This window comes from Pedobacter sp. AC163, assembly GCF_979258665.1.
On sequence record NZ_OZ409872.1, the window covers coordinates 3322280 to 3347864 of the forward strand.

The following is a 25585-nucleotide window of genomic DNA, read 5'->3' on the forward strand; positions in this document are numbered from 1 at the left end:
GGTCTGTGAGGACACAGACCATGGTTTTAGAAATATTGGAATTTAGATTGCTTCCTCGGCTGAAAAAGCCTCCTCGCAATGACGAAATGTGGGCTAATTTGGTAATTCCTTGCTCCGCGGTCTGTGTCCCCACAGATCGAAACTGTAAAATGGTCTGTGAGGACACAGACCATGGTTTTAGAAATATTGGAATTTAGATTGCTTCCTCGGCCGAAAAGCCTCCTCGCAATGACGAAATGTGGGCTAATTTGGTAATTACTTGCTCCTCGGTCTGTGTCCCCACAGATCGAAACTTTAAAATGATCTGTGAGGACACAGACCATGGTTTTTTGCAATTCTTGCAAATGAGATTGCTTCGTCGGCTAAAAAGCCTCCTCGCAATGATGAAATGTGGACTAATAATTATTATAAAATCCGCTTAAGTTATCAATTAACTGGCTGTAAATTGGCTTTGTGAACTCCAGAAACATCGTGCTTGGCGGTGGCGGAAGAACCTCCCTTTTTCTCGTTATGGCTAATTGATTTTTGTTCAGCGCCCTGTCGTCTCCTTTGTAACTTCCCCAACTGTCTCGCCAAACGAAAGTGCCGGGAAATTTCTGCTGACGAACGATTTTTTTGCTTTGCCAATCCATAATTGTCATGTCTAGCAATCCTGATGAAGAAATATTCTTTTCAAAAATACTCAGTGTAGCACTCACCGTTCCGTAAATAGGTTTGCGCTCCCGGGTTTCGCCGATTACCACACTATCGCGTTTAAGCTTTTCTACTCTTTCTTTCACGTGAGTCTGGCCGACTACGAAATCATCAAAATTTAAGCTTAAAACCTGGTCGGGTATAATTTTTTGAGTAGTCGCCTGTTCTTCGCCATAAAATATCACAAACTTATTCCGCGAATAGTTGGAGATAAATTCATCAATTTGCTGCTGAAAATAATCAGCACTCAACTTATACGGCCCTCCGTTTAAAATAATAGGTTGAACAACTACGCGGGTTACGGCGGCCCAATAGGCATCATCCATTTTTGCTTTTACATCTTTATAATTTGGCTGTAGATTTTGCACTTTTTCAAATTCGTAATATGCCTTTTTTGCAGCTAAGCGGTTACGTTCATTTAAATAACCGATCCCTGAGTTGTACCTCGCAACTGCAGCATTGTATTTGCTTTCTGCAACTTCATTGATATATTTTGATGGCGTTGGAACAACTGCTAAACATGCCGGACAACTGTTAATCTCATCTGCCAGCTGATTTATTTTCTGATAATCGTACATTACAGATTCCCATCTAAACAAATCATTCGACATTTTTGCCTCGTTAATTCTGCGTAAATGATCTTGCAGGGCTAAATCATAAGCAGTTTTTAAAACCTGCATGGCCTCACTGTTTTTTGGCGAATTCTGCAATCTGCTTACCGCCTTTGCAACTGATGCATCGTAATCGCCTTTTTGTAAGGCATTTTTTCCTGTGGTACATCCTCCTAAAATTATTAGGGATAAATAAATAAAATACCGTAATCTTGAAATGTTTTTCATGGCAGGAGTGGTTTGCGTTAATAAACAAATATACTTTTGTAAAGCGATATCCGCCCTATTTACTTATTAGACGATAGACAATGAAGATTAGTTGCAAGCAATTCGAATTAGAATTAAAACACCCGTTTTCGATCTCCAAATTTACCCGAACAAGCACACCGTTAATGCTTTTAAAAATCCAGTACGAAGATGTGGTGGGTTACGGAGAAGCTTCAATGGTGCCATACATGGGAGAAAGTTTTAAAACTGCAGCTGCCTTTTTAAAAGAGGTAGATTTGAGCCAATTCGCCTACCCTTTTAATTTCGAAGAGATTATTAGTTATCTGGATCGTATTGCTCCTGGTCAGCCGGCGATAAAAGCAGCGATAGACATTGCTTTAAATGATATCAATGGAAAAATTTTAAACAAACCTTGCTACGAAATTTACGGTGCCGACCCTGCAAAAATGCCGGTAACTTCTTACACTATTGGGATAGATACCCCGAAAGTGATTCGCGAAAAACTTAAAGATGCAGAGAATTTCAAGGTGATAAAAGTTAAACTGGGTAGAGATAACGACCGGGAGATTATTGAAACCATCCGTAGTTTGACAAATGTGCCACTATACGTGGATGCTAACCAAGGTTGGAGTGATCGAATTAAAGCCATCGATTTAATTTATTGGCTGCATAACCAAGGGGTGGTTTTAATTGAACAGCCTATGGATAAAAACGATTTGGAGGGTAACGCCTGGCTAACGGAACGTAGCCCGATCCCTTTACTGGCCGATGAGGCTGTGCAGCGTTTAGCCGATATGGATCAGCTAAAAGGTGCTTACCATGGCATTAATGTAAAACTGATGAAAAGTTGTGGGATGTATGAAGGTCATCAAATGATTCTGAAAGCACAATCTTTCGGAATGAAAGTATTGATTGGTTGCATGAGCGAAACAAGTTGTGCAACCCTTGCTGCAGCGGCTTTGGCGCCTTTATGTAATTGGGCAGATTTAGATGGCCCCTGGTTAACTAAAAATAATCCTTTTACAGATCCGCCTTTTGAAAATGGGAAATACAGCTTGAAAAACTTACCTGGGCTTGGACTGGAAGGTGTTACTTCTGATCTTTTTGTTTAAAGTTCTTCCGCAGATCTTTCACTAGCTGATATTTAAAATAGGCAAGGCAAGCCGCAACACCTACTAAAAAACCACCTGGTAAAGGTTTGTGGTTATTGTAACACCAAACGATTCCAAAAATAGAAAGGATGATGGCCAGATTGTAGAAAATATTTAAAGCAAATTTTTTACCCATAGTGGAAATGATTGAATGAGTGAATTTTGAATGAGTGATTTTCGAATGTAAGAAGTCGTCATTGCGAAGCCAGGTTTGAGCGAGCTGAAGCAATCTGATTTTTAAGAGAGATTGCGTCGTACCTCGCAATGACGAATGATTCTTAGTAAACTGGCATATTTGGATCGTAAGCCTCTTGCCAGGCTAAAATCCCACCTTTTAAATTGTATAGGTTTTCGTAACCATACTGCGCTTCAAGTTGCATCACTGCTGCGGCACTTCTTTTTCCGCTGCGGCACTGAATAATTACAGGCTTATCTTTTTCAACTTTATCAGCCTCAATTAAAATCCCGCCTAAAGGAATGTTCTCGCCGTTAAGGTTAGAAACTTCGTATTCGAATGTTTCGCGAACATCAATCAATTGAAAATCTTCTTTATTATCGATTTTTTCTTTTAATTCTTGTACTGATATTTCTTTCATCTTGAAAATTGTTTATGCAAATATAGGAAAATCGATTTGAGTAGAATGAACAAAGTGGCGTCATATATTTTCTCAAAAATCTGTAACATATCAAACCCTTAGGCGTTTAATTATAAACATTACAAATGGACAAACTGAACCGTTTCTTTTGGTTTTGCTCTGGCGCTCACATCCCTACGCTGGAAAAGTATCCTACAGAACAAAATAAATATACTGGCATTGGTGCCACCATCTTCTTTACAGGTTTATTTGCCGCTTTATCTGGTGGCTATGCCATGTATTTCGTTTTTAAAGGCGATGATTTAGCGGTTGTTTTTGCCATCATTTTCGGTTTCTTGTGGGGTGCCGCCATTTTCAATATGGACCGGTATATTGTTTCGAGTATCAATAAAAGCGCTAGCACTAATAAACAGCTCCTGCAAGCTACCCCACGGATTTTATTGGCCATAATGATTGGTATGGTTATTTCTCGTCCAATTGAGTTGAAAATTTTTGATAAGGAAATTAAAGAACGCTTGAAAGTGAGTTATTTAAACGGACAGCGAGCAAAAATTGATACCCTAAACAAAGCTTTCGAAAAAAAATACCAGGTAGAATTTGGAAGACTGAACCAGCAAAAAGCCACAAGAGATTCATTAGAGAAGGGAATCAAAGCCGATCGGCAGAAACTTAACTTCGAAATTTTTGGAAATAAAACCAATGAAACATCTGGCGTTATGGGTTATGGCCCGTATGCAAAACGTAAGGAGGTGGAGATTAAACAACGCGAATCAGAACTTGATTCGTTGAAAGCAAACATTAATAAAGCAGAAACTTTTGTTGATAAACGAAAGGAATTTGACGGTTTGTTTAATGAAAAATTATACACCAAAAAGCAGCTGGATAGTTTGGCTGATCTTGCAGGTTTTGCCGATCGAAACTGGGCTTTAGGTCAGCTGAAGTTTAACGTTGATGGTACTAAAGATGATAACACCGCTATTGCAGTAACCTTTATTGGCTTGTTGTTTATCTTTTTCGAATGTTTGCCCGTGTTTGTAAAACTAATGAGCGCACGTGGTCCTTATGATTTTGCTACGGCCGACGGCGATGACGTATCCATTTATCAATCTAAAAAAGACAAAGATTTCCATTTCGAAGTGGCCGATCATATTCATGAAACCCGGGTGGATGCAGAAGCATCAAAACGTAAAGAAATTATTAAGGGTAAAGCCTACCGCGACCTGGAAAAATACGATTGGGATAAGGAGTAGAAGAGGAAATGGAGAATAGGAAATTGGAAATGGAAAATAGAGAATAGGAAATGGAGAATAGAAAACAGGGAATAGAGGCAACCCATCAACCATTTTACATCTTACCTGTTTCATTTTTTGTATTTTTCCACCACAAAACCCTTTTTTATGAAGAAATTTTTAGCTGCCGCTTTGTTTAGTGTGTTGTCGCTTTCTGCCCTTGCTCAGAATGAAATAAGTTACGTGGTTTCATTTTCAAATGCAATACATCATGAGGCTGAAATTGCCATGAGCATCGCCAATGTTCCTGCCGGAAATTTAACAGTTAGAATGAGCAGATCATCTCCTGGAAGATATGCCACACACAAAAAACCCTTTCTTCTTTAACAAAAAATGAAGCTTTTGCAAAGGATTTCTTTAGCAGTTACATTTATGGCAAAGAGAAAAACGACTATGCAAAGTTGCTTTTAAATGCTGGTTTTGTGTTACGCAAAGCAAAGCCCGGGCAGGCTTACACAGGTTTAGGCAACTTTAATTCAGCAGATAGTAAAGTAACGCTAATGCAAACATTGCAGGGAACACCAGCTTATCAGGCGGGTTTAGATGTGGGTGATGTCATTTTAAGTATCGACGGACAAAATGTAACGGATGCATCGGTTGTTGACAACATCACAAAATCGCATAAGCCAGGCGATGTAGTAGAAATTAAATATCAATATCGAGGCGAAAATAAAACAACGAAATTAACATTTGCCGAAGACCCAGCTTTGGAAGTTGTTTCGATAGAGAAAACGGGTGGAACATTAACTCCCGCAATGCAAAATTTCAGAGATAATTGGTTAAACTCGCAGGTAAATTCTAAACAGAAATAATAAGATGAAGAAAATATTCCTTTTTACCCTTGCTGCTATGGCAGGTTTGCAGCTTCAAGCGCAAAACATTGATAATATAATTACCAGAGAATACACTGATCATTTAATCAAAACTTTAAGTGGCGATGAAATGCAGGGTCGCGGTACTTTTACGCCAGGAATAGATAAAGCAGCTACATTTATTGAATCAGAATTTAAGAAAATAGGCTTACAACCTTTAGCTGGTGAGAAAGGTTTCCGTCAGACTTTTTATAAATACCAGGTAGCCAATGTGAGCAAAAGCATCAAAATAGATGGCAGCGAAATTTCTTCTGAAAATGTAATTCTGGCCGGTGCTAATGAAGAAAATATCACGCTTAATAAGTCAAATGCTACAGTTGTGGTTTTGGATCCAGAGAAGCCTTTCGTAAATCAGTTTAGGACGATGTTGGCTGCAGGCAAAAATCAAATTATTTTAGTTGATGATAAGTTTGCTGAAAACTTTAAGCGCTATAAAGCTTACTTTGATAAACCGACAACTTTGGATGAAAAAGATATGGGTGCCGGCAAATCTGCTGTTCAGGTTTTTGTATTGGGCGCTAAAAAAGCCGATGAGTTTACTGTAGAATTGAAAGGAAAAGTTAATAAAATGGCTTTGTTTAATGTGGCTGGAATGATTCCGGGCAAATCAAAAGCAAAAGAGCTGGTTGTTTTTTCTGGCCATTATGATCATTTAGGTGTGATTAAAACGGTAGATGGCGATAGTATAGCGAATGGTGCCGATGATGATGCATCAGGAACAACAGCGATGATTGCCTTGGCTAAATACTACAAAGCACAAAAAAATAATGAGCGTACATTGATTTTTGTTGCTTTTACCGCAGAAGAAATCGGAAATTTTGGAGCCAAGTATTTTTCAAGCAAATTAAATCCTGATGAAGTTGTAGCCATGTTCAACATCGAAATGATCGGTAAAGATTCTAAATTCGGGAAAAATACCGCTTTCATTACCGGTTACGATAAATCTGATTTTGGAAAAATTCTGCAAAAGAACTTAGCAGGAACAGAATTTACCTTTCACCCAGATCCATACACGGAACAAAATTTATTTTACAGAAGTGATAACGCAACATTAGCTGCTTTAGGGGTGCCGGCGCACACCATCAGTACCGATCAAATTGATGTAGATAAACTTTACCACACCGTTAAGGATGAATACAGCACTTTAGATGTAGAAAATATTCTTTCAACTATTAAAGCAATCGCCAAGAGTGCAACCTCCATTGTAAACGGAACAGATGCACCAACAAGAATACCGAAGTTGAAACAGTAGGATATAAACCGTCATTTCGACCGACGTGGAGAATTCTTTGAAAAAAGAAAGGCCACAGATTTGCAGATTAATGATTAGAATCTGTAAATCTGTGGCCTAATTTTTTTATATCGGGAAAATCTAAAACCGATACTCCATCACATAATCATCCATGAAATAGCCTTCACCGATATCCAGTTTTACAGATTCTTTGATGCTAAACCCACCTTTTAAATAGAAGTCTTTTGCCTTATTGTGTTTGTTTACATTAAGTTGCAAGGCAGTTGCGCCGGCATCTTTTACCTGATTAAAAACCTCGTTAATCAAGATTTTACCAACTCCCTTTCCATGTGCCGAAGGCAAAACATACAACTTGTGTAATTTGTAAATTCGTTCTTCATGATCAATAATCGAGTAGCCGGCAAAACCAAATTGGTTCTCGTTATCTTCCGCAATGATGAAAATGTGGCCCTCCAATAATTGTCCGAGTAGCTCCCCTTTACTATACATTTTGTCGAGCATGTAATCAATTTGTTTCTGGCCTATAATGTCAAGATAGGTTGATGGCCAGGTTGCAGCGGCAATAGCTCTGATCACCTCAATATCCTGTTCTTTGGCTTTTCTTAGCGTAATCATATCGGCTCACTAATAAAAATGGGTTGTCCTGAAAAAGAAAACTCCACAAATCCATCATTCACCACTTCGAAAACTTCTTCTTCATTTTGCATGAGATTAGTAACTTCCAGGTATCGGTTTCCATGGATGAGAAACTGACTTCCTGCCGGTTTCCAAACGGAAAAGCCAGATTTGATAGGATAATGTTTTGCTCTTTCAGTAAAAACAACAATGTTAATCTTATCTTCAAAACCAGCAAATTTCTCCAGATCGAACTTCCTGGTAATTACATTTACTGCCGGGTATCTTTGTTCATAAAGAAAATTGATAGCGACCATTAGTGCATCAACAGGGCCTTGTACAATCCTGGTATCTTCCTGCACTTCCTCATTGCTCCCATTAACCAAAACATCTACTTTCAGCCCCAACGAAACGATTTTATCGTAATTTTCGCCGTTGACCAAAAGAGTTGGGCTCCATTCTAAAAGCTGACCTAAAAGTTCTTCATTAAAATTGCCAAGCTCATCAATATATAAGGCAGGCTCTTGTTTTTCTTTTACAATGTGATGTGAGGACATGTTGCGAAGATAAGCTAATTTCAGATTTTAGAAATGACGATTTTAGATTTTTTGGGCTAAACTATCCTTTCACCAAATCATAAAAATCCTGATAAGCCTGAATGAAATCATCAGCGGAATAAATCGCATCAGAAACTGCTATCCCAAAAATTCCGGTTTGCATTAGCGGCTCTACATCATAAATTTTAATCCCGCCAGCGGCTAAAACAGGGATATTAATATTTAATTCTTTAAGTTGATTTATTGAATTTAAATAGCCATCGATACCTAAAAACGGAGAACTATTCGTATTGGTTTCAACTGCAGAGAATGGACCTAAGCAAACGTAATCAACGCCTTGCTCTGCCAAACGAATTATATTTTCAACTGAATTTGCTGTGCCTCCCAAGGTGATATCATCACCTACTAATTTTCGCAAAGCGATGAAATCAGCTTTGCTATCTTCGATGTGAAAACCCTGAATGTCTGCCTTTCCATTGAGGTGAATGTGTTTGGTAACGATGAGTGTGGTTCCCCAATCGTCACAAACTTCTGCAACCGAATTGATGTCGGTTAAAAGTTCCTCCTCGTTTTTACTTAAACAACGGTATTGGATCCATTTTGCCCCGGCTTCGCAAGCCAGTTGCACTTGCTCAATATGAGATAAACTAGGAATGTCGTGGGTAATATATTGAAGCTTCTCGATGTATTTCATAATCAAAAAATTCGTCATTGCGAGGCACGAAGCAATCTGAAATAGAGATTGCTTCGTGCCTCGCAATGACGAATGTACTAAAGTTTTGCGACTGGTTGCCGTGTTGCTTTTAACTTTAAGCCTATCCTTATGCCCTCTATTTTAAAACTTCACGTTTAAACTCAATAAAAAGTTACGGGTTGCTTGCGGATAATAATAATTCGACCTGCGTAAATCACCAGCATATAAATAGGGATAAGTACCACCATTACTTTCATATAAAGTGCTGAACACATTGTTGATGAGTAAACTTAGGCCTACATTTTTTATTCCGGCCAAAGGCGTATTGTACATCAAACGAACATCATTCACAAAAAAACTAGAAAGAATGCGTGAATCGGCAGAGGTGTTATCCAGATTTTGCTTGCCCACATATTTGCTTAAAAACGCAATGCTTGCATTTGGTAAAACAGTATAATTAATCTCGCTTGATGCAATAATTGAAGGTGAGAAAGCGATATTGGTATTGTTATAACTAAAAGTAGTTAAAGCGCCGTTGGCGTCATCATAAATAAATTCTGTAAACTCCTTAATTTTATTCCGGCTAAACGTTGCCGTTGCAGCCCAGGATAAATTCTTGAAAATCTGCCATTTGCCATCTACTTCAATCCCTGCTCTATAGCTATCAGGAACATTTTGACGGGTTTGGCCTCCAACATCATTTAATTTTCCTGTGTTGATTAGCTGATCTTTATAAAACATGGCAAAACCATTTATACCAACATTGAAATTAGAAAATTGCGTACGGTAACCTGCTTCAATATCTGTTAGGTTTTCTGGTTTGGGGCGACTGTTGATATTAGAATCCGTAAAATCTCTCCGGTTTGGCTCCTTGTTGCCAACAGCAACTGATGCATAAACATTGCTTTTATCGTTAAAATTATAGGTTATTCCAGCCTTCGGATTGAAAAAATCCAAGGTTGCATTTTGCTGAGCCGGATCACCATTTGGATCTATACCAAAATAAGAATAATAGACTCTTCTATATTGCAGATCGCCAAAAAGGTTGAACTTTCCAATCTGATAATTTGCTCTCCCGAAAACATTGAAATCTGTTTTGAAGGCGTCATTATCATTATAACGGTGACGAATGGATCCACTGCCATCGTAGTTGGCAAATTGTGCCCAAATTACCTCGTCAAAATGGCGGCCTTTATATTCGTTGTAAGCACCACCTAAAACAAAATTCAGATCGTTTTTTGGTGTATAATTTAGGGAGTAGGTTACGCCATAGAAATCATTATCCAACCACAGGCGGCGAACTAAATCGGAGGTGTTTTGTGTAACGCCACCTAAAACCACAGGAGGAATTCCATAATCTTCGAGGTTTCGATCTTCCTTGTATTCTTCATAATAACCCCGTCCGTAAGTATAATGCAAGGCCGCATTGGCTACCAACTGGCTGGTTATATTTCTGGTATAGAATAACTGATAATGATCTTGCTGATAATTATCGGTTTGATTGTCGTACGTAAAATCGTTATGTCTGCGATTAGTAAGCAGCATTTCTTCGCTTATCCCATTCCAGGCCTGATAGGTTTTTTCTGTACCGCTGAATACGTTGGCACGAAGGATATCTTTTTTACCGTAATAGGCACCAGAAACAAAAAATGATTTTAGGTTGGACGATGCACGATCTACATAGCCGTCAGATTTTATCCGTGATAAACGCCCATCAAAGGTAAACTTGTTTGCAATTAAGCCAGAGCCTACACTCACTGTATTTTTCCAGGTATTGTAAGAGCCGTAGGTATTGTTGAGTTCGGCATAAGCAGAATCCCGGCGGGTAGTGGTTTGAATATTTAAACTCCCGCCAAAAGCGCCAGCACCATTTGTAGAGGTGCCCACACCACGCTGAATTTGGATGTTATCAACTGATGAAGCTAAATCTGGGAGGTTAATAAAAAAACTTCCCTGGCTTTCTGCATCGTTTAAAGGGATGCCGTTAAGCGTAACGTTGATACGTGTAGCGTCACTACCTCTGATACGAAGGCCTGTATAGCCCACACCAGCTCCTGCATCGGAAGTTACCACAACTGAAGGTGTCTGATTTAATAAATAAGGTAAATCCTGGCCCAGATTATTTTTCGCCAGCTCCGCTTTGTCCAGGTTTCTAAAAGTTGTAGCAGAGTTTTTTGATGCACGGGTGGCGCTAACCACAACATCATCGGCCAGAAAGTTTTGCTGAACCAGCGCAAAGTTTAAGTTAGCATTGCCATTTAAATTTACTTCTTTTTCCTGCGTTCTGTAGCCCACATAACTGACCACGATGGTGTAATTGCCTCCAGCTAAATTGGCCAGAGTGTAGTTCCCATTGGCATCACTTAATACTGCTGTTCGCTGATTTTTGATTTTAATGGTTGTGCCAGGCAAGGCGTTTTGATTGTTATCGGTAACTTTTCCGGTAACCGAATTTTGTGCCGATGCAAATAAAGGCAACATTGCAACAAGGGCTGCAAAAAGTAAATTTTTCAATGTTTTTGTTTTTAGTTAAACCCATCGGAAATAGGGGTACTCCCGATTTCAGTTAAACTTCCATAACTCCAATCCCTACGCCGGCATTACCCGGATCAGGTGCATTCAAGTTAAAAGTTGAGGGTTAAAAGTTGAAAGTTCGATGGTTGACCAAACTTTTCACTTTTTACTTTTCACTTTCTACTTAAAATGGGTATGATCTCAGCCCGTTTTTGTGTTTATAACAAACAAGGCACCCCTAATGATGGGGCAAATGTAGAAAATATATTCAAAGATTTATCTTTTTTACTTTTTTAGAAAAGCAATTTCGGTGCTTCATCGGAATTTGTAGTCCCGCTTACACTTCAATCTTTTTATTTCAAGTTACTAACCCTGTTTAATTTAGATAGAAGGGTTAGTAATTTGAAAAATATAAAAAGGATTTTCATTTTAATCGGGTTTATTTAACCTAAAGTTGTGCTGCTAGGTTGCCACCTAAACCCGACCCTAGCGAGATGCCCACCATTTTTTCATTGTGGCAGAAGCGGGGGCGGGAACAATTTGCTCTATAACCGCTGCCATTGCTTTCCAAATTATAAAGCTAAAAATTGATCTACTGCTGTAATAGCATGCTGTATCCTAATTTCACCCAAACCACTAATCACTTTATAGTTAGCATTTAGAGCCTGCAGTTCCTTATGCCAAACCTCCATAAAATATTCCCGTTGATTGGGGAAATCTCGCAGAGGGTCATCCTGCCAAGGTAAATCGATATCCATCAGCAGATAAAGGTCATATGGTCTTTTCGGCAAAGCATCCAAAACTATTTGTGGCGTTTCGCCCAGCATTTCATCGCTCCAGATTTTTACGGTTACAAATGTGGTATCGCAGATAATGAACTCACTTTCTGTTGTCACTAGAATCGCATCTTCCAAAGCTACCTGACCATAATACATATTTACCTCATCTTGTAAAGTGTAAGGCGCAGTTAAATTTTCGCAGTAGTAGCGGGCATATTCTGGTACCCATGATACTTTATAATATTTTGCAAGCAGTTGCGACATGGTTGATTTTCCTGTGCTTTCAGGGCCTACAATGGCGATTTTTTTTATGGATCGGCTCACATTAAAATTTTTTACAATCAAATCAAATGTAAAGGAAAATGGCTGAAAAAGAAAAAATCCGGTTGAGGAGGGCTCCTCTAACCGGATAATAAACCAAACAAACTATTTATGAAGAAATCCTCATTGCGGTTAACTACTCCGCGGAGGAAGCTTTAGATCTTTTTCTAAAGTATATACAAAACGCATATATGTTCTGCTTATTACAACATTATTGCCAATTTTTTCGATACTATGCTTTCATGACGAAAACATGACTTCGTGTGTGTTTAACACTATAGATATGTTACATTCTAATCAGGTTTTAACGCTTTGTTAACTTCTCGAAGCGTTAACTTCTTAAATGTTGTACAAAAATTCAGACAAGGAATTAGTTCAAGACTGTCTACTGTGCTAATTCTGCGACAAACAATTTTTGCATATCATACGTTTAGTGAGGAAATTTGGATTCTAACTATTAAAATGTATCAAAATGAAAAAGCTAGGAGTTTTTTTAATCGCATTAATGGTATCAACTGTTTTCTTTTTTGCTTTTGCACTGATTAAACAAGGAGGAATAGTTGGGCGGATTAATCCAGCCGAAGCAGTTGCAGGCATTTCACTGATTGCCGGAACAGATACAGTTGAGGCGCAGATGAATCAAGGTGCTTTTACTTTTACGAATTTAAAAGAAGGCGTTTATACTATATCTATTAAGGCTAATGCTCCTTACAAGGATTTTTTGATAGAAAAGGTTGCCGTGAAAGATAGTGCAACAACTGATTTAGGCGAAATTAAATTGCAACAATAATGAATATTTCGGAAGAATAATTTTAAAAAGAGGAGCTTATAAACTCCTCTTTTTTATTTTAAAAAAGTAATTTAAAAACGATACGAAAAACCTATCTTTGCATCCCGACAGAACAGTTGGGATTTTCCTCCTCAAAAGCAAAACACCTCCTTGCTTCTTCAGCCTTAACAGGTTAAAAAACTTTAGAATTTTAATTATTGTATTAAACTTTATCATGCCTAAAGACACTTCCATAAGCTCAGTATTAATTATCGGATCGGGACCAATTATTATTGGCCAGGCCTGTGAATTTGATTACTCGGGTTCTCAAGCGGCACTTTCTTTGAAAGAAGAAGGAATCACCGTTTCGATTATCAACTCAAATCCGGCAACTATCATGACGGATAAAGTTATCGGCGACCACGTTTATCTTCGCCCTTTATCTGTTGATTCAATTGAAGTTATTCTTCAAGAACACATTGATTCGCCAGATTTACCAAGAATTGATGCAGTATTGCCAACTATGGGCGGTCAAACTGCGTTGAACTTATGCGTAGAAGCTTCTGAGCGGGGTGTTTGGGAAAAATATGGTGTTAAAGTGATCGGTGTTGATGTAGCAGCCATCGAAAAAACAGAAAATCGTGAAGCCTTCCGCCAGTTAATGGTTGATATAGGTGTAGGGGTAGCGCCATCTAAAATTGCCAATTCATTTTTAGAAGGTAAAGAAGCGGCTCAGGAAATCGGTTTTCCATTGGTAATCCGCCCATCATACACCTTGGGTGGTTCTGGTGGTGGTTTTGTGCACAAAAAAGAAGAATTTGATGCCGCACTTAAACGCGGTTTAGAGGCCTCGCCAACTCACGAAGTTTTAGTAGAACAAGCCGTTTTAGGTTGGAAAGAATACGAATTAGAGTTACTTAGAGATAGCAACGATAATGTAATTATCATTTGTTCGATTGAGAACTTCGACCCAATGGGGATTCATACTGGCGACTCTATTACGGTTGCGCCAGCCATGACATTATCTGATCGTTGTTACCAGGATATGCGTAACCAGGCGATTAAAATGATGAGAGCCATCGGAACTTTTGCCGGCGGTTGTAATGTTCAGTTCTCGGTTAATCCTGCAAATGATGATATTATTGCCATCGAGATTAACCCTCGTGTTTCACGTTCATCAGCGTTAGCAAGTAAGGCCACTGGTTATCCAATCGCTAAAATTGCAGCCAAATTAGCCATCGGTTACAACTTGGATGAAATCGAAAATCAGATTACAAAAACAACTTCAGCTTATTTCGAACCTACTTTAGATTACGTAATTGTTAAAATCCCTCGTTGGAATTTCGACAAGTTTAAAGGCGCTAACAAAGAATTAGGTTTACAAATGAAATCTGTTGGTGAGGTAATGGCTATCGGCCGTACCTTCATCGAAGCTCTACAAAAAGCTTGTCAGAGTTTAGAGATTGGCCGTGCAGGTTTAGGTGCCGATGGTCGCCAGAACCGCAACATTAACGAAATTATGGACGGTTTGGAGCATGCCTCATGGAACCGTTTATTCTTAATAAAAGATGCCATGACAATGGGCGTGCCTTTGGAATCCATCCGTAAGGTAACAAAAATTGATAAGTGGTTCTTAAATCAAATTCAGGAGCTTGTTGCTTTAGAAGTTGAATTGAAACGTTACTCGCTAAACAATATCCCTCAAGATTTCTTCTTCACGCTTAAAACCAAAGGCTTCTCTGATATTCAGATTGCATGGTTACTGGGCAACGTTACTGAAGATGAAGTTTACGACCGACGTAAAGCTTTGGGCATAAATAGAGTATATAAAATGGTGGATACTTGTGCGGCAGAATTCCCGGCAAAAACGCCATATTATTATTCATCTTTCGATGAAGAAAATGAGTCTATTTCATCCGATCGCAAAAAAGTAATCGTATTAGGCTCAGGTCCAAATCGTATTGGCCAGGGTATTGAGTTCGATTACTCTTGTGTACACGGTTTATTAGCAGCTAAAGAATCAGGTTTTGAAGCCATCATGGTTAATTGTAACCCTGAAACGGTTTCTACAGATTTTAACATGGCCGATAAATTATACTTCGAGCCGGTTTTCTGGGAACATGTTCGCGAGATTATCGAACTAGAAAAACCAGAGGGTGTTATCGTTCAGTTAGGTGGACAAACCGCTTTGAAAATGGCTGAAAAACTAACTGAAAAAGGTATCAAAATCATTGGAACCTCTTTTGAGAACATGGATATCGCCGAAGATCGTGGACGTTTCTCCGACTTGTTAAAAGAACTAGATATTCCTTATCCTAAATACGGTGTAGCAGAAAATGCTGAGGAAGCCATCGTTGTAGCAAACGAAGTGGGCTACCCGGTTCTGGTTCGTCCGAGTTATGTTTTGGGTGGACAAGGTATGAGCATCGTGATCAATGATGAAGACCTTGAAAAAGCAGTGGTAAAATTATTGGGCGATTTACCGGGTAACCGTGTATTAATCGATCACTTTTTAGATAGAGCAGAAGAAGCAGAATCAGATTCGATTTCTGATGGAGATGATGTTCACATTGTAGGGATGATGGAACACATTGAGCCTGCAGGTATCCACTCGGGAGATTCATTCGCTGTGTTGCCAACTTTCAGCTTACCTGAATCCGTGACTAAATCGATGGAAGAATACTCGATCAAAATAGCGAAAGCTTTAGATGTTCGTGGATTGTTAAACATTCAGTTCGCCATTAAAGATGAGAAAGTTTATGTGATCGAAGCAAATCCTAGAGCTTCGCGTACAGTTCCTTTCATCGCTAAAGCTTACGACGTTCCTTACATTAATATTGCAGCTAAAATTATGTTAGGTGTGGCGAAATTGAAAGATTTCACTATCGAGCGTAAACTTAAAGGTTATGCAATTAAAGAGCCGGTTTTCTCTTACGAGAAATTCCCTGAGGTGACGAAAGAGTTAGGTCCGGAAATGAAATCTACGGGTGAAGCGATCCGTTTCATTAAAGATTTGGAAGATCCTTACTTCCGCAAGCTTTACAAAGATAAATCAATGTATTTGAGTAAATAATAGCAAAAGGGCGATGGAAACATCGCCCTTTTTGGTTGATCAGAAATGATGTTAATGTTTGTTAAAACTAAATTTCAAAAAGGATTAGTCGTTATCTTAAGCTGTTTTTAATCAATCATCAGCCAATGCGGTTCCTGTTTACAATCTTCCTAACTATTACTTCTCTGACAGGGTTTACACAAACTCAGCAGCAAATCCGCAATTTAACCGCATTTAATAAGCTATATGGCTATATTCAATATTTCCATCCTTCAGATGAAGCTTCGAAAATTGAATGGCAAAGTTTTGCTATTTATGGAAGTCAAAAAATGCTTCAGGTTAAAAATGATCAAGAATTAGTTAACACATTAAATGAATTGTTTCTTCCGCTTGCGCCAACCATAAAAATTTCTGTAAAAGAAAATCTGAAATTTGATGTAAGCCAAATAACACCTCCAACCTTAGTTGGATATACTCCTATTTATTGGCAACATGTTGGTTTAAAGCTTCCTTATTTCACTAATATTTACAATAGCATCCGTATCAATAGGTTTAATCCTGTATCAGAAGAAAGAATTAACCAAAGAGCATTTGCCATAATCTCACCAATTAGTGTAGTAGCATATAAGGGCAAAAAATTTATCTTAAATATTACTGTCAAATCAGACGTTAAGGATTTGGTTTTAAAGCCTTATATGGGTAAACTCAACTTTGTTAAAGATTCTGTTGTTTCAAGTAGCGAAAAGAAGTATATTTTCGAAGGAATTTTTGACCCTGAATTAGAATTATTTACCATTGCCATAGAAACTAATTTTGGCTCCGGATCTTTGAATTTTGACAACATCAGTTTAAATGTTATAAATGAGGATAAAGGACCAATTATCCCACTGGTTAAAAAAATGGTGGCGTTAAACCAATTGGATTCGAAAATCGATAGAAGAATTATTCGAATTTTTAAACCTCAGGGCGATGAAAAATTTTTCGAAGAAGAGCTTAAAATTGGTGAGATTATAACACAAACCTTAGTGCCTGGGATAAAATGCATTGTTCCTTTGGCCTTGTACGGAAATGAAAAGCATACCTACCCTATAGTGAATGAAAGTCGAGTGGCTGAACTCATCAAACTTGCTTATGATTCGTGGCCGAAAGATGATCAGGGCGAATTTAAAATCAGTGGCGCAGATTTAAAAATTAGATTAGCGGATCTTATCATTCTATATAATGCCTTAAAACATTCTTATCCTTATTGGGATGATGCTTCATTGAGTGCCGATGAAATTTGGAGTAAAAGTATATTAAGGGCTTTCTCTGATAAAACAGATCAAGATTTTTTGAAAACATTAAAGTGGATTGCAAATTCCCTCAACGATGGTCATATGTTTGTAGATTTGAATGGCGACTCTAATAAAGACATTGCTACATTACCACTGCTTTTTGATGTTGCAGAGGGAAAGATAGTTGTAAAAAGAATACTTGACTCTGGATTGATTGATCAGGTTAAAGCAGGTGACGAGCTTATTCGAATTAACGGTAAAAAACCATTCGATATTCTTCGATCTACCGATTCGCTTTTTTCGGGTTCGGCACAATGGAAGCTCGCCAAAAGTACAGTTGCTCTTACAAAAGGTAAAAAGGATGAAGTTGTTCATTTGAATTTGAAAAGAACAAACCAAAATATTTCGATCGATATTTCTAGAACCTACCCATACAGTGAATATACCTCTGGCTCTGATCGAAATAATAGAGGGAAGAGTGAATGGATATCGAAGGATATCTTCTATATTAATTTAAATAAAACAACAACTGAGGTACACATGGCTGAAATTTTGAAAGCAAAATCCGTAATTGTTGACATGAGAGGTTATTTGAATGAAGATACAGAAACATTTTTATCGCATTTAACGGATAAAAAGCTAACCTCAAATAGTGGAATGTTTACACCTCAAATATTATATCCAGATTATCAGAAAGTATCATATGCTATAGGGTCTTATACTATTGAACCTGCTTTGCCTATAGTAAAAGCAAAAATATTCCTGTTGGCTGATGCTACCGGTCAAAGCGCTACTGAAAGCTTTTTATCTGCTTATAAGCAATTTAAAGTAGCAACAATTGTGGGGCAGCCAAGTTCTGGTACAAATGGCAATATAAATTTAATCTCGATGCCAGGTGGATATCGCTTTGTTTATTCGGGTATGCTTGTTAAAAACCCTGATGGGAGCAAACACCATTTAAACGGTGTAGTTCCTGATGTGATGGTGAAGAATACGATTAAGGGCATACAGGAAGGAAAAGATGAAATTCTTGAAGAAGCCATTAGATTAGCCACCGCATATAAATAATTATTTCTGCTTTTCTCCTGGTTCTGCACCTATCTATACAAAGTTGAGTTTCCTTATCCTCCTCAAAGTAAGGAGGCTGTTCAATTTTTTTTATACCTTGATGCAACGTTTTAAAATCCCGCCTGTCTTATAATCAGAATATTCAAAATTTTGGAAACCGTTTACGTAGATAAAAACCTAGAGCTAGTTAAAGCATGCATGCAGGGCAGCCGGGCAGCGCAGTTTGATTTGTACAAACTGTATGCAAAGGCGATGTATAATGTGGCGTTACGAATCCTGAATTATGAAGAAGAAGCTGAAGATGTTTTACAAGAATCGTTTTTAGATGCATTTACCAGGATTGTAGATTTTAGACAGGAAACTACTTTCGGACTTTGGCTAAAGCAGATTGTAATCAACAAATCTATCAACTATTTGCGCAAGCGTAAATTTGAATTTGTTGGAACGGAAGAGTTATCAGAAATACCTGATGAAATTTCTGCAGATGAATATGAAGTTAAATTGCAGGCCGAGGAGGTTAGGAATGCCATTTCAGAACTTCCGGATGGTTATAGAGTGGTATTAAGTTTGTATTTATTAGAAGGTTACGACCACGAAGAAATAGCACATATTTTAAAAATAAGTGAAAACACAAGTCGCACACAATACATGAGGGCGAAGAAAAAGTTAAAAAGTATTTTAGAACAGAAAGGGATGAGAGATGAATAACAGATTAGAAACTTTTGTTAAAGAAAATCGAAAGGCTTTTGATGTAATGGAGCCGCCAGTGGGGCTTTGGGCCAAAATAGAGCTAGAGTTAGATTCAAAACAAAATCAGGTAAAACAAGATAAAAAAAAGCCGGTAAAGTTATACTTATGGATGAGTGTAGCCGCAAGTTTGGTAGTGGTTTTCGGTTTAGTTTGGTTGTACGCCGGAAGGTTGCAAAACAAAGATTTAGAAATCGCGGATGTTAACGAAGCTTATGCACAGAAAGAAGTTCATTTTACGGGATTAATCACCGAGAAAAGAGATAGCCTGGCCATTTTCGCTTCGGCAAACCCAGAGCTTTATAAAAAATTTACTGCTGATTTGGCCAAGTTAGATGAAGAATATGAACGATTAAGATTGGAGCTTCCAACGTCGCCGAACCAAACTTTCGTAGTTAAAGCAATGGTTAAAAACCGCGAAATACAACTACAACTTTTAAAACAACAATTGCTAATTATCAATCAGGTAGACGATTATAAAAAAGTAAATCAGATTTAGAAGAAGTTTAAAGTAATAAGTTTAAAGTAGAAAGTGTAAAGTTTTGGAACCCAATCTAGCTACTTTATACCAAGTACTAAGTACAAGATAATACGCTCACAACATTTCAAAGCAAAACCGGTCGGCAGGTGGAGCCAAATAGATGTTTAACAATTAACAACATGAAAACAATTAAAATATTCTTAGCCTTAGTGGCTTTCATTGCCGGAAAAGCGAATGCGCAACAGACTGTAGTGGTATCAACATCAAACAATACCTACGCAGTGAATAAAACTTCGGTATCTCTTAACAACAATGTAACTGTGAGCGCCGATGTTCAATCGGGTGCGGATGCCGAACGGTCGAAAAGTTTTTCAAAAAGCTTTAGCGTTGACAATAGCGATAAAGTAAACTTGAACAATCAGTACGGCTCTATCGTGGTAAAAACCTGGGATAGGAAAGAAGTTAAAGTAGATATAGACATTAAAGCGTTTAGCAATTCGGATAATGATGTGCAGAAATTGCTGGATGCGGTTAATATTGATGCTACTAAAAGTGGTGATGTAGTTTCGATAAAAACCAATTTGGCTGATAGAAGTGGCCGTTGGGGAAGAGGTGTCAGAAATGGGATAACTACCTGGCGACGAGAAGTAAAAATTAATTATGTGGTATACATGCCAGCCTCAAACCCGCTATCTGTTTTGCAGCAATATGGTAATGTTGAGGTAGGGAATTTCTCTGGACCAACCTCATTAAAAGTACAATATGGAAACTTGGTGGCAGGAAATTTAAGTAACAGCAACAATTACATTAATGTTCAGTACGGCAAGTGCGATATTCAGGATATGAATGCTGCTGTAGTTAAACATGAATACAACGGCCCGGTAACGATCGGTGCTGTAGGAACTTTAGAGTTAGATGCAGAGTACGTTGGGGTAAATATCAACACCATCAGAAGATCGGCAGATATCAAAGTTCAGTATGGTAAAGGTTTAACAGTAGGTAACATTGGCGGCAACCTGTTGTTAAGTGCCGAATATGCTAAAGTAAACATCAACACTGTAAAAGGAAATACCGTAGTTAAGCAGGCCTATGGCGATTTAAATATTGCGGCAGCGGGTAAAATAGCCGTTAATGCAGAATATTCAAACGTAAATTTGGGTACGCTTAATGGCGATGCCAATATCAATATGGATTATAACAGGTTAAACGTAAACGAAATTACTCCAGCCTGCAAAAGCTTCACTTTCGGGGGCGAATATGTTTCGGTAGGACTTGGTTTCGCCGATCGATTTAATGGAAATTTCAATGTTTCAACTTCATACTCTGGCTTTAAATATGGCGCTAATGTTAGTTCCAGTTTAGTGAGTAAAGATGACGAAACCAGAAAATATGCAGGCAAAATCGGCAGCGGCGGTGGAGCAAATGTTAACGTTAAAACTGAGTACGGTTCAATTACTTTCAAATAGTTTTTACAGGCCTGAATTGCAATAATCGCCATTTGGGCTAAGCCGAGAAATCTTTGAAAACAAAATAATCACCAAACAAACTAAGAGTCTTGCTGGAAATTCGGTAAGACTTTTTTGTTTAATGTTGCATTGGCGTATTTGGCTTATCTTTGCTGCTTATGAAAGCCTATTTTTTTTGTTTTATTCTCCTTCTTGGCTTCACCACCAAAGCACAAGAGACCCCAGTGAAATGGGCTACTCAGGAAACTTTTTTCGAAGAATTGATAGGAAAAGATTTACCCTATTTCAAAGGCTTGACAACAAATCGGAAAATGTTTTCAAAAACAAGTTTGAACAATCAAATTGTGGTGATTAACTTCTGGTTTGAAAACTGCCCGCCGTGTATTGCAGAGATGCCAGAACTGAATAAATTAGTGGAGAAATATGCTAAAAAAGGCGTTCGTTTTATAGGCATCACTCACGATGTCCCACTCACAGCCAAACGTTTTCAAACGAAGAACAATTATCAATACGAAATTGTAAGTTTAAGCAAGGCTGACATCGCAAAGCTTAATATTAACCACGGCTTTCCTTCAAATATTCTTGTGGATAAAAACGGTAAAATCATCTCCGCAATGGCCAACATCTCTTTTCTTGATCAAGAATTCAAAGAAAGATCAATTCTATTTGAAGAGAGGCTGCTACAAGCACTGGGTAAATAATCGGTCATGACTTAAATTCGATGTTCCTTATTACTAAGCATTGAGGGTAAATACTTACCTTGCATAACCATCAGCACATCCCTAATATGAAGTCATCTCCTGCTATTAAAATGTATTTAGCATTCGGCGCCGCCGTGGTCTGGTTTGCTTTAATTTTACAATTTATAGTAAGTTTAAAAGCTGCTGACTATGATTTTCTATCAACTACTAAATTATACTTATCCTTTTTTACCATCACTACAAATATTATTGTGGCCATTTGCTTTACTACAATAATTCTGTTTAGCAAGACTAAATTAGGAGTTTTCTTTTCCAGGCCATCAACACAAACAGCAATAACGGTTTACATTGTTGTAGTAGGCATTATATACAACGTGTTGTTACGCGGTTTACTTCGCCCTGTGGGATGGGCCAGGGTTGCTGACGAATTGCTCCATGTTGTTAATCCACTAATATTTCTAGGATTTTGGATGTTATTCGTCAACAAGCAAACGCTGCAATATAGAGATGCTTTCAGTTGGTTGCTTTATCCACTAGCCTACATTATATTTATTGTAATCCGTGGATATTTAATCAACCAATATCCTTACCCATTTATTAATGTGGTTGATTTGGGCTATCCAAAAGCGCTACTGAATGCCTTTGGCTGCCTGTTTCTTTTTTGGATACTCTCCCTATTGTTAATTTGGATAGGGAAAAAGCTAGCTAAAAGCTAAAGTACATATTCTTCATTAATTGGTTTAATAGGCTCTGGAATTTCATTCTCCTCCATCATTTGCAGCAGGTTAATTTCAATTGTTCTGGTAATCTGATTTAATGGAATTCCTGCAGAATTATTCTCAAACGGATCAACCAGGCTCATCCCATTGATTTGAGTGGATACAAACACAAAACCAATCAACCAGCCTAAAAAGATTGATGCCGGTCCTGCATCCTGACTGATCACCAAAGTAAAAGTAACCACGAATAACCAAATAAAAACCTTTGTTAAATAGGAATAGGTAGTTGGGAAAATGGTATTTTTTATCCTTTCGCTCATGCCCATCGAATCCGAGAAACGCACTAACATTTCATTAATCTCAATAAATCTAAACCCATCAATATGGTTTCCTTTCGATAACTTTTGCAGGTCTCGTGATTGAATATTTAGAATTGCATTGTGCGTATTGTTATGCTTTTCAATTTCCTTCAGATCTTCTTCGGGTAGATACTTGATGTATATCTCATCAACGGTGCCTCTCAGGCTAGCCTTTAAAGCATATAAAAATGCAATATGCCTACAAATCATCCGCTTTGCGGTAGCCGGGTCTTCATCAACATAATTAAGCAAAGCCCTTGTAAAAGATCGTGAATCATTTACCAAGGCACCCCAAATTTTGCGGGCTTCCCACCACCTGTCGTAAGCCTGGTTATTATTAAAACCGATAAAAAATGCTATCGCTGTACCCAAAACAGTTGGGATAATGGTGGGGATGACAAAATGGTGGGCAATCAAATATTCTCTAACGAAGTATGCTGCGGTGCAGGAAGCGATCATGATCAGATCAACATGCCAGGTGTTTCTTAAAATTCTACTTAGTCTAATGTTTTGTATTAAAAGCATATCATGTTTAATGGAGATTGAAAATACAAAACAAATGCTGAAATGTTTGCTTGTGTAACAAATATAGTTACAAAGAGCGCAGGTTGCCGATTGTCATGCAAATGTTTATATTGGGAAACCAAATATTCCCAACATCTCATGAGCGAAACTTTACCAAAGAACAATATCTTTAAAGTAATCGGTGCCTCATCACTCGGCACACTAATCGAATGGTACGACTTTTATATTTTCGGCAGCTTAGCTGTTATTATTGGTCATCAACTTTTTCCAGAAGATGCAGGCGCTTCAGCCTTGATTAATACTCTTGCCATTTTTGCGGCTGGTTTTATCGTTCGCCCATTTGGGGCATTGGTTTTTGGTCGCCTGGGCGATTTAATTGGCCGAAAATATACGTTCCTGTTAACCCTTGTATTAATGGGCGGATCTACTTTTTTTATTGGTTTAATACCGTCTTACAAAAGCATCGGCTATGCAGCGCCTATTTTAGTGCTGATTTTACGCTTAATTCAAGGTTTAGCGCTCGGTGGCGAATATGGTGGTGCAGCAACCTATGTGGCAGAACATGCACCAAAAGATAAACGCGGATTTTTTACCAGCTGGATTCAAACTACTGCTACATTAGGGCTGTTTTTGTCGCTCGGCGTTATTGTGATTACCAAGAACATTTTGGGCGCCGAAACTTTTGGCGACTGGGGCTGGAGAATCCCATTCCTGCTTTCTATTTTATTGGTTGTAGTGTCTATCTATATCCGGATGAAGATGCACGAATCGCCGATGTTCTCTAAGCTGAAGGCGGAAGGCAACATCTCTAAAAATCCTTTGAAAGAAAGCTTTAATAACAAAGCCAATTTTAAAATGGTGCTGCTTGCCCTTTTTGGTGCCACTATGGGGCAAGGTGTAATTTGGTATACAGGTCAGTTTTATGCACAATCTTTTTTAGAAAATACCTGTAAGCTCGATTTCAACGATTCACGCTATATTTTACTTTGGGGAATTGCTTTTGCGACACCTTTTTTTGTAATATTCGGAGCATGGAGCGATAAAGTTGGCAGGAAGTGGATTATGTTGAGTGGAATGCTTTTGGGCATCATCTTCTATCGCCCAATTTATCAAACATTTTTAGATGATACTGATTTTAGCAAGGTAGAACAAAGCGATATTTTAACCTCAAAAGCGCTCCCTTCAAGCGCCTTGTTAATTGGCAACAGCACTGATAGCTTAAGAACTTCGGCTACTCAGGTAAGGTTGAAAAATGGTGCCAGCTTTAACGTGGTAAAAACGGATACGGTATCGAGTCAGCGAGGCATCATTTCGGGAGGCGAAATGGTAAAAGATAAAGTGCTGCCAACACCCGTTTTTTGGAAATTTGTAGGCCTGATTTTCTTTCAGATTTTACTGGTAACCATGGTTTATGGTCCAATTGCTGCATTTTTAGTGGAGCTTTTCCCAACAAAAATCCGCTACACCTCTATGTCGCTTCCATACCACATTGGCAATGGTGTTTTCGGCGGATTAGTACCTTTTATTGCTACTTTAATTGCCAGTTTTGCGGGTTCAACGCCATTATCTGGTTTATGGTATCCCATCGGAATTGCGACATTAAGCTTGATCATAGGAACCATTTATCTATCAAACAAAAAGGACGAAAGTATTAACGATTAAATATTTTACAAATGAATGCGTTAAAGAAATTTTTAGGTTTAGTATGGATGATTTTAGGGCCGGTTGCGATGACTTTTTTGTTTATTCAGGCGGTAGAAAAAGTGGGCTTAACCCATACTGATATTGAACGAACAAATACCATGTTGCAATGGGGAATTATTCTTTTTATCTTCCTGCCGATTAGTTTGGGTTTGATGATTTTCGGGTTTTATGCATGGAAGGGCGAATACGATCGTTTGCCGGAAAGTTCGGAAGATATTTAGCATTTTGCTGTTTTAATAATCATCCCCACGCTCGTTTCTAACGAGTGTGTTAATAGCTGTTTTATTCTTGGACTTTACGCGATAGAATCGCTAAACTATTTTGCGCTCGTTAGAAACGAGCGCAGGCGTAAATAACGTTCAAGCTCCGTGATTTCTGTGTTTCAGTGGCTAATAACTTTTTTAAAGTTCAGTCCCACGCTCGTTTCTAACGAGCGTATTAATAGCTGTTTTTAAGAATTTTACGCGATGCAATCGCTATACTATTTTGCGTTCATTAAAAACGAGCGCAGGCATAAATTTTGCCACGGAAACACGGATTAACACGGA

The 25585-nt window shown here is 38.2% G+C and carries 24 protein-coding genes; 15 read left to right on the top strand and 9 right to left on the bottom strand.

The window, feature by feature from the left end:
* Nucleotides 1-395 precede the first annotated feature (395 nt).
* Complete coding sequence (locus ACZZZK_RS14350; RefSeq protein ID WP_463484735.1) at nt 396-1532, bottom strand: hypothetical protein; 1137 nt, start codon at nt 1530-1532, stop codon at nt 396-398.
* Between the two features lie 80 nt (nt 1533-1612).
* On the opposite strand from ACZZZK_RS14350, the gene ACZZZK_RS14355 reads away from it, so the two are divergent.
* A complete protein-coding gene (locus ACZZZK_RS14355) occupies nt 1613-2644 on the top strand; it encodes a dipeptide epimerase (RefSeq protein ID WP_463484736.1) in 1032 nt (343 codons plus the stop codon).
* On the opposite strand, the gene ACZZZK_RS14360 is transcribed toward ACZZZK_RS14355, so the two are convergent.
* Together ACZZZK_RS14360 and ACZZZK_RS14365 are read right to left on the bottom strand one after the other, a co-directional pair.
* Nucleotides 2622-2819: a DUF6358 family protein gene (locus tag ACZZZK_RS14360; protein WP_463484737.1), complete on the bottom strand. Its 198-nt coding sequence runs from the start codon at nt 2817-2819 to the stop codon at nt 2622-2624. The two genes, ACZZZK_RS14355 and ACZZZK_RS14360, sit on opposite strands and share 23 nt — an antisense overlap.
* Nucleotides 2820-2961: 142 nt before the next feature.
* Nucleotides 2962-3279 carry a rhodanese-like domain-containing protein gene (locus ACZZZK_RS14365; RefSeq protein WP_056848082.1) on the bottom strand — a complete coding sequence of 106 codons (318 nt, stop codon included), beginning with the start codon at nt 3277-3279 and terminating at the stop codon, nt 2962-2964.
* A gap of 125 nt (nt 3280-3404) precedes the next feature.
* On the opposite strand from ACZZZK_RS14365, the gene ACZZZK_RS14370 reads away from it, so the two are divergent.
* The 4 genes from ACZZZK_RS14370 to ACZZZK_RS14385 all read left to right on the top strand — a co-directional run bounded on the left by ACZZZK_RS14370 (nt 3405) and on the right by ACZZZK_RS14385 (nt 6692).
* Nucleotides 3405-4529, top strand: a complete 1125-nt coding sequence (locus tag ACZZZK_RS14370; RefSeq protein WP_463484738.1) for a DUF4407 domain-containing protein — start codon at nt 3405-3407, stop codon at nt 4527-4529.
* 147 nt (nt 4530-4676) lie between these two features.
* On the top strand, nt 4677-4895 hold the full coding sequence (locus ACZZZK_RS14375; RefSeq protein ID WP_463484739.1) for a M61 family metallopeptidase: 219 nt from the start codon (nt 4677-4679) through the stop codon (nt 4893-4895).
* Between the two features lie 95 nt (nt 4896-4990).
* Nucleotides 4991-5380: a PDZ domain-containing protein gene (locus tag ACZZZK_RS14380; RefSeq protein WP_463484740.1), complete on the top strand. Its 390-nt coding sequence runs from the start codon at nt 4991-4993 to the stop codon at nt 5378-5380.
* A 4-nt stretch (nt 5381-5384) separates the two neighbouring features.
* Complete coding sequence (locus ACZZZK_RS14385) at nt 5385-6692, top strand: M20/M25/M40 family metallo-hydrolase (RefSeq protein ID WP_463484741.1); 1308 nt, start codon at nt 5385-5387, stop codon at nt 6690-6692.
* Between the two features lie 120 nt (nt 6693-6812).
* On the opposite strand, the gene ACZZZK_RS14390 is transcribed toward ACZZZK_RS14385, so the two are convergent.
* From ACZZZK_RS14390 to ACZZZK_RS14410, 5 genes are all read right to left on the bottom strand, one after another.
* Nucleotides 6813-7307 carry an N-acetyltransferase family protein gene (locus tag ACZZZK_RS14390; protein ID WP_463484742.1) on the bottom strand — a complete coding sequence of 165 codons (495 nt, stop codon included), beginning with the start codon at nt 7305-7307 and terminating at the stop codon, nt 6813-6815.
* On the bottom strand, nt 7304-7864 hold the full coding sequence (locus tag ACZZZK_RS14395) for a thiamine pyrophosphokinase (RefSeq protein WP_463484743.1): 561 nt from the start codon (nt 7862-7864) through the stop codon (nt 7304-7306). The genes ACZZZK_RS14390 and ACZZZK_RS14395 overlap by 4 nt, the downstream gene beginning before the upstream one ends.
* 61 nt (nt 7865-7925) lie before the next feature.
* On the bottom strand, nt 7926-8558 hold the full coding sequence (locus tag ACZZZK_RS14400) for a thiamine phosphate synthase (protein WP_463484744.1): 633 nt from the start codon (nt 8556-8558) through the stop codon (nt 7926-7928).
* Nucleotides 8559-8699: 141 nt separating this feature from the next.
* A complete protein-coding gene (locus ACZZZK_RS14405; protein WP_463486295.1) occupies nt 8700-11039 on the bottom strand; it encodes a TonB-dependent receptor in 2340 nt (779 codons plus the stop codon).
* Nucleotides 11040-11644: 605 nt separating this feature from the next.
* Nucleotides 11645-12175 carry an AAA family ATPase gene (locus ACZZZK_RS14410; RefSeq protein WP_463484745.1) on the bottom strand — a complete coding sequence of 177 codons (531 nt, stop codon included), beginning with the start codon at nt 12173-12175 and terminating at the stop codon, nt 11645-11647.
* A 469-nt stretch (nt 12176-12644) separates the two neighbouring features.
* On the opposite strand from ACZZZK_RS14410, the gene ACZZZK_RS14415 reads away from it, so the two are divergent.
* The 8 genes from ACZZZK_RS14415 (at nt 12645) to ACZZZK_RS14450 (ending at nt 22446) form a co-directional block, all read left to right on the top strand.
* Nucleotides 12645-12962, top strand: coding sequence for a carboxypeptidase regulatory-like domain-containing protein (locus ACZZZK_RS14415; protein WP_463484746.1), 318 nt, complete (start codon nt 12645-12647; stop codon nt 12960-12962).
* Between the two features lie 214 nt (nt 12963-13176).
* Nucleotides 13177-16014, top strand: a complete 2838-nt coding sequence (gene carB, locus ACZZZK_RS14420; RefSeq protein WP_463484747.1) for a carbamoyl-phosphate synthase large subunit — start codon at nt 13177-13179, stop codon at nt 16012-16014.
* Nucleotides 16015-16139: 125 nt separating this feature from the next.
* On the top strand, nt 16140-18335 hold the full coding sequence (locus tag ACZZZK_RS14425) for a S41 family peptidase (protein WP_463484748.1): 2196 nt from the start codon (nt 16140-16142) through the stop codon (nt 18333-18335).
* A 150-nt stretch (nt 18336-18485) separates the two neighbouring features.
* The gene (locus ACZZZK_RS14430; RefSeq protein ID WP_082454863.1) at nt 18486-19043 is read left to right on the top strand and encodes an RNA polymerase sigma factor; all 558 of its coding nucleotides are present in this window, start codon (nt 18486-18488) and stop codon (nt 19041-19043) included.
* Nucleotides 19036-19581, top strand: a complete 546-nt coding sequence (locus ACZZZK_RS14435) for a hypothetical protein (RefSeq protein WP_235527247.1) — start codon at nt 19036-19038, stop codon at nt 19579-19581. The genes ACZZZK_RS14430 and ACZZZK_RS14435 overlap by 8 nt, the downstream gene beginning before the upstream one ends.
* Nucleotides 19582-19742: 161 nt before the next feature.
* Complete coding sequence (locus tag ACZZZK_RS14440; protein WP_463484749.1) at nt 19743-21029, top strand: hypothetical protein; 1287 nt, start codon at nt 19743-19745, stop codon at nt 21027-21029.
* Nucleotides 21030-21187: 158 nt separating this feature from the next.
* Nucleotides 21188-21730: a peroxiredoxin family protein gene (locus tag ACZZZK_RS14445; protein ID WP_463484750.1), complete on the top strand. Its 543-nt coding sequence runs from the start codon at nt 21188-21190 to the stop codon at nt 21728-21730.
* 110 nt (nt 21731-21840) lie between these two features.
* The gene (locus ACZZZK_RS14450) at nt 21841-22446 is read left to right on the top strand and encodes a Pr6Pr family membrane protein (protein WP_463484751.1); all 606 of its coding nucleotides are present in this window, start codon (nt 21841-21843) and stop codon (nt 22444-22446) included.
* On the opposite strand, the gene ACZZZK_RS14455 is transcribed toward ACZZZK_RS14450, so the two are convergent.
* Nucleotides 22443-23333, bottom strand: a complete 891-nt coding sequence (locus tag ACZZZK_RS14455) for a bestrophin family protein (RefSeq protein WP_463484752.1) — start codon at nt 23331-23333, stop codon at nt 22443-22445. The genes ACZZZK_RS14450 and ACZZZK_RS14455 overlap by 4 nt on opposite strands.
* Before the next feature lie 138 nt (nt 23334-23471).
* On the opposite strand from ACZZZK_RS14455, the gene ACZZZK_RS14460 reads away from it, so the two are divergent.
* Nucleotides 23472-24995 carry an MFS transporter gene (locus ACZZZK_RS14460; RefSeq protein ID WP_463484753.1) on the top strand — a complete coding sequence of 508 codons (1524 nt, stop codon included), beginning with the start codon at nt 23472-23474 and terminating at the stop codon, nt 24993-24995.
* 11 nt (nt 24996-25006) lie between these two features.
* Nucleotides 25007-25258 carry a DUF6814 family protein gene (locus ACZZZK_RS14465; protein WP_463484754.1) on the top strand — a complete coding sequence of 84 codons (252 nt, stop codon included), beginning with the start codon at nt 25007-25009 and terminating at the stop codon, nt 25256-25258.
* Nucleotides 25259-25585 lie beyond the last annotated feature (327 nt).

What these genes read in the sequence shown, in the direction of transcription:
- ACZZZK_RS14460 (WP_463484753.1), top strand. Translation starts at nt 23,472, where the DNA reads ATGAGCGAAACTTTACCAAAGAACAATATCTTTAAAGTAATCGGTGCC.
- ACZZZK_RS14360 (WP_463484737.1), bottom strand. Translation starts at nt 2,819, where the DNA reads ATGGGTAAAAAATTTGCTTTAAATATTTTCTACAATCTGGCCATCATC.
- ACZZZK_RS14350 (WP_463484735.1), bottom strand. Translation starts at nt 1,532, where the DNA reads ATGAAAAACATTTCAAGATTACGGTATTTTATTTATTTATCCCTAATA.
- ACZZZK_RS14365 (WP_056848082.1), bottom strand. Translation starts at nt 3,279, where the DNA reads ATGAAAGAAATATCAGTACAAGAATTAAAAGAAAAAATCGATAATAAA.
- ACZZZK_RS14445 (WP_463484750.1), top strand. Translation starts at nt 21,188, where the DNA reads ATGAAAGCCTATTTTTTTTGTTTTATTCTCCTTCTTGGCTTCACCACC.
- ACZZZK_RS14425 (WP_463484748.1), top strand. Translation starts at nt 16,140, where the DNA reads ATGCGGTTCCTGTTTACAATCTTCCTAACTATTACTTCTCTGACAGGG.
- ACZZZK_RS14450 (WP_463484751.1), top strand. Translation starts at nt 21,841, where the DNA reads ATGTATTTAGCATTCGGCGCCGCCGTGGTCTGGTTTGCTTTAATTTTA.
- ACZZZK_RS14440 (WP_463484749.1), top strand. Translation starts at nt 19,743, where the DNA reads ATGAAAACAATTAAAATATTCTTAGCCTTAGTGGCTTTCATTGCCGGA.
- ACZZZK_RS14415 (WP_463484746.1), top strand. Translation starts at nt 12,645, where the DNA reads ATGAAAAAGCTAGGAGTTTTTTTAATCGCATTAATGGTATCAACTGTT.
- ACZZZK_RS14435 (WP_235527247.1), top strand. Translation starts at nt 19,036, where the DNA reads ATGAATAACAGATTAGAAACTTTTGTTAAAGAAAATCGAAAGGCTTTT.
- ACZZZK_RS14465 (WP_463484754.1), top strand. Translation starts at nt 25,007, where the DNA reads ATGAATGCGTTAAAGAAATTTTTAGGTTTAGTATGGATGATTTTAGGG.
- ACZZZK_RS14385 (WP_463484741.1), top strand. Translation starts at nt 5,385, where the DNA reads ATGAAGAAAATATTCCTTTTTACCCTTGCTGCTATGGCAGGTTTGCAG.
- ACZZZK_RS14395 (WP_463484743.1), bottom strand. Translation starts at nt 7,864, where the DNA reads ATGTCCTCACATCACATTGTAAAAGAAAAACAAGAGCCTGCCTTATAT.
- ACZZZK_RS14400 (WP_463484744.1), bottom strand. Translation starts at nt 8,558, where the DNA reads ATGAAATACATCGAGAAGCTTCAATATATTACCCACGACATTCCTAGT.
- ACZZZK_RS14355 (WP_463484736.1), top strand. Translation starts at nt 1,613, where the DNA reads ATGAAGATTAGTTGCAAGCAATTCGAATTAGAATTAAAACACCCGTTT.
- ACZZZK_RS14390 (WP_463484742.1), bottom strand. Translation starts at nt 7,307, where the DNA reads ATGATTACGCTAAGAAAAGCCAAAGAACAGGATATTGAGGTGATCAGA.
- ACZZZK_RS14370 (WP_463484738.1), top strand. Translation starts at nt 3,405, where the DNA reads ATGGACAAACTGAACCGTTTCTTTTGGTTTTGCTCTGGCGCTCACATC.
- ACZZZK_RS14405 (WP_463486295.1), bottom strand. Translation starts at nt 11,039, where the DNA reads ATGTTGCCTTTATTTGCATCGGCACAAAATTCGGTTACCGGAAAAGTT.
- ACZZZK_RS14455 (WP_463484752.1), bottom strand. Translation starts at nt 23,333, where the DNA reads ATGCTTTTAATACAAAACATTAGACTAAGTAGAATTTTAAGAAACACC.
- carB (WP_463484747.1), top strand. Translation starts at nt 13,177, where the DNA reads ATGCCTAAAGACACTTCCATAAGCTCAGTATTAATTATCGGATCGGGA.
- ACZZZK_RS14375 (WP_463484739.1), top strand. Translation starts at nt 4,677, where the DNA reads ATGAAGAAATTTTTAGCTGCCGCTTTGTTTAGTGTGTTGTCGCTTTCT.